The sequence below is a fragment of the Mesorhizobium sp. M7A.F.Ca.AU.002.02.1.1 genome (genome assembly GCF_003998535.1).
In the GTDB taxonomy this organism is placed as follows: domain Bacteria; phylum Pseudomonadota; class Alphaproteobacteria; order Rhizobiales; family Rhizobiaceae; genus Mesorhizobium; species Mesorhizobium ciceri.
The window spans coordinates 1-2,918 of sequence record NZ_RZPB01000747.1 but is presented as its reverse complement, the minus strand read 5'-3'; the positions used below and the strand labels follow the sequence as shown (position 1 = coordinate 2,918).

The window sequence follows — 2,918 nt, the reverse complement described above, 5'->3', positions numbered from 1 at the left end:
GCCCATAATATAGTGGCCGAGCGCCGTGGTCTCGGCGCACCAGCCTTCCGGATAGGAGGCGACTTCGATGTTGGCGCCGGTAAAGACGCGACCGTCCTCGGTGCGCAAGGCAGCGCCGACCGGAAACTTAGAATAGGGCGCGTAGGCCTTGGCCATGGCGGCCTTGGCGGCCTCGAACAGATCATGCGACATTCAGCGTTCTCTCCGATGATCGTGTTCAAAACCCGGCGCAAAGCCGACCCGTCGCTCAACGTTCCTTGACATAAGGCACGCCGCCGGCGCGTGGCGGGATTGCCTTGCCGATGAAGCCGGCGAGCAGGATGACGGTGAGGATGTAGGGCAACGCCTGCATGAACTGCGCCGGCACCTTGCCGATGATGGGCAGCGGGGATCCTTGCAGGCGGATCGACGCAGCGTCCAGGAAGCCAAACAGCAGGCAGGCGAACATGGCGTTGACCGGCTTCCACTTGGCGAAGATCAAGGCTGCCAGCGCGATATAGCCCTTGCCGGCAGTCATGTCCTTCACGAAGCCGCCATTTTGCACCATCGACAGGTAGGCGCCGGCAATGCCGGTGAGGATGCCGGTGCAGATCAGCGCCCGGTAGCGCAGCCAGGCGACCGAGATGCCGGCGGTGTCGACGGCGGCCGGGTTCTCGCCGACGGCGCGAAGGCGCAGGCCGAAGCGGGTGCGAAACAGCACCCACCAGGTGAACGGCACCATCAGGAAGGCAAGATAGACCAGGATCGAGTGGCCCGACAGGAGTTCGGCATAGATCGGTCCGATGATCGGCACGTCGCGGATGGCCTCGGCGCCCGGCAAGGTGATGGCCTCGAAGCGCTCGCCCGGTTGCAGCGCCGGCGTGCGCCCGCCCTGCTGGAACCAGGCCTGGCCGAGGATGATGGTTGAGCCGGCGGCGATGAAATTGATCGCCACGCCGGAGACGATCTGGTTGCCGCGATGAGTGATCGAGGCAAAGCCGTGGATCATGGCGAAGGCGACCGAGATCACGACCGCCATGCCGAGGCCGAGAAAGGCCGAATGGAACACGGAAGCTGCGGCCGCACCGGCGAAGGCGCCGACAAGCATCTTGCCTTCGAGGCCGATGTCGAAGATGCCGGCGCGTTCCGAATAGAGCCCGGCGAGGCAAGCAAGCAGCAGCGGCACCGAGAGGCGGATGGTGGAGTCCAGTGTCTGGATGATCGCGTTGAACACATCCATCTCAGGCACCTTTCCCCTTGACCGCTTCCATGCCGACCGATCGCGGACTGAACGAGGCAAACAGCGCCTGGATGTAGCGCCGGAACATGTGCTCGAGGGCACCGGCAAACAGGATCACCAGGCCTTGAATGATGACGATCATGTCGCGGCTGATTGCCGGCATCTCGAAGGCGAGTTCGGCGCCGCCCTGGTAGAGCATGCCGAACAGGACCGCCGCCAATACGATGCCGACAGGGTGCAGGCGGCCCATCAGCGCCACGGCGATGCCGACGAAGCCGGCGCCGGAAACGAAGTCGATGGCGACATTGTGCTGATCGCCCATCACCGGATTGAGCGCCATCATGCCGGCCAGTGCGCCCGAGATCATCATGGCGGTGATGATGATGCGGGTTTCGGAAATGCCGGCATAGCGTGCCGCCTTCGGGCTGTGACCGTAGGTGCGCATCTCGTAGCCGAGCTTGGTGCGCCAGATCAGCAGCCAGACCAGGAAGGCCATGACCAGCGCCAGCAGGAAGGTGACGTTGAGCGGCGCCGAACGGATCTTGGCGCCGAACAGCTCGATGATCCAGTTGAGTTTGGGCAATTCCGCGCCGGCGAGGAAGTTGCGCGTCTGCGGCGCTTGCGAGGCGGCTGGCTTCAACGGGCCGACCAGCAGGTAAACCATGATCGAGGCGGCGATGAAGTTGAACATGATGGTGGTGATGACGATGTGCGAGCCACGCTTGGCCTGCAGATAGGCCGGGATAAGCGCCCACAATGCGCCCACCGCCGCCGCAGCAATGATCGCCAGCGGGAAGGTCAGCCACCATGGCAGTGTACTGTCGAAGCTCAGGCAGACGATGGCGATGCCAAGGCCGGCGATGTAGGCCTGCCCCTCGGTGCCGATGTTGAACAGGCCGCAATGCGCGGCAACCGCGACCGAAAGCCCGGTGAAGATGAAGGTGGTGGCATAAAACAGGGTGAAGGCAATGCCTGTGCCTTTGCCGAAGGCGCCTTCGACCAGGATGACGGCGGCGCGCAACGGATTCTCGCCGACCAGAAGCACGACGAAGCCGGCGACGACGAAGGCGACGAACAGATTGATCAGCGGGATCAGGCCATAGTCGGCCCAGGCCGGCAGTTTGGCGTAAGGCGTGCTCATTGCGCGGCCTCCTGGTGCTCGATGCCGGCCATCAGCAGGCCGAGCTCGCCCTCGGTCGCTTCCGGACCGCGCTCGCCGACGATGCGGCCGGCAAACATCACCAGGATACGGTCGGACAGCGAACGGATCTCGTCCAGCTCGACCGACACCACCAGCACCGCCTTGCCCTGGTCGCGCATGGCGATCAGGCGCTTGTGGATGAACTCGATGGCGCCGACATCGACGCCGCGTGTCGGCTGGCCGACGATCAGCACGCCCGGGTCCTGTTCCATCTCCCGTGCCAGCACGATCTTCTGCTGGTTGCCGCCGGAGAAATTGGCGGTCTTCAGCCGGCAGTCGGCCGGGCGGATGTCGTATTTGGCGATCTTGTCCCTGGCATCGTTGCGGATGGCATCGATGTTGAGGAACGGCCCCTTCAAATAGCGGGGATCATCGTGATAGCCGAGGATCGAATTCTCGTTCTCCTCGAAGGCCAGCACCAGCCCGACGTGATGGCGGTCCTCCGGCACATGCGCCAGGCCACGGTCGCGCAACTCTCCGGGGTCGGCGGCACCGGTC

The 2,918-nt window shown here is 64.2% G+C and carries 3 protein-coding genes and 1 pseudogene; all 4 read right to left on the bottom strand.

The features are described from left to right. Positions 1 to 192, bottom strand: a 192-nt coding sequence (locus EN879_RS30555; protein WP_127274463.1) for a cytidine deaminase, incomplete at its 3' end; no start/stop codon positions are given. Between the two features lie 55 nt (positions 193 to 247). Further along, complete coding sequence (locus tag EN879_RS30550; protein ID WP_013529631.1) at positions 248 to 1,219, bottom strand: ABC transporter permease; 972 nt, start codon at positions 1,217 to 1,219, stop codon at positions 248 to 250. Position 1,220: 1 nt separating this feature from the next. Beyond that, positions 1,221 to 2,360: an ABC transporter permease gene (locus EN879_RS30545; protein WP_063168988.1), complete on the bottom strand. Its 1,140-nt coding sequence runs from the start codon at positions 2,358 to 2,360 to the stop codon at positions 1,221 to 1,223. Next, positions 2,357 to 2,918: pseudogene (locus EN879_RS30540) on the bottom strand (heme ABC transporter ATP-binding protein); the annotation flags it as partial. The gene EN879_RS30545 and the pseudogene EN879_RS30540, both read right to left, overlap by 4 nt.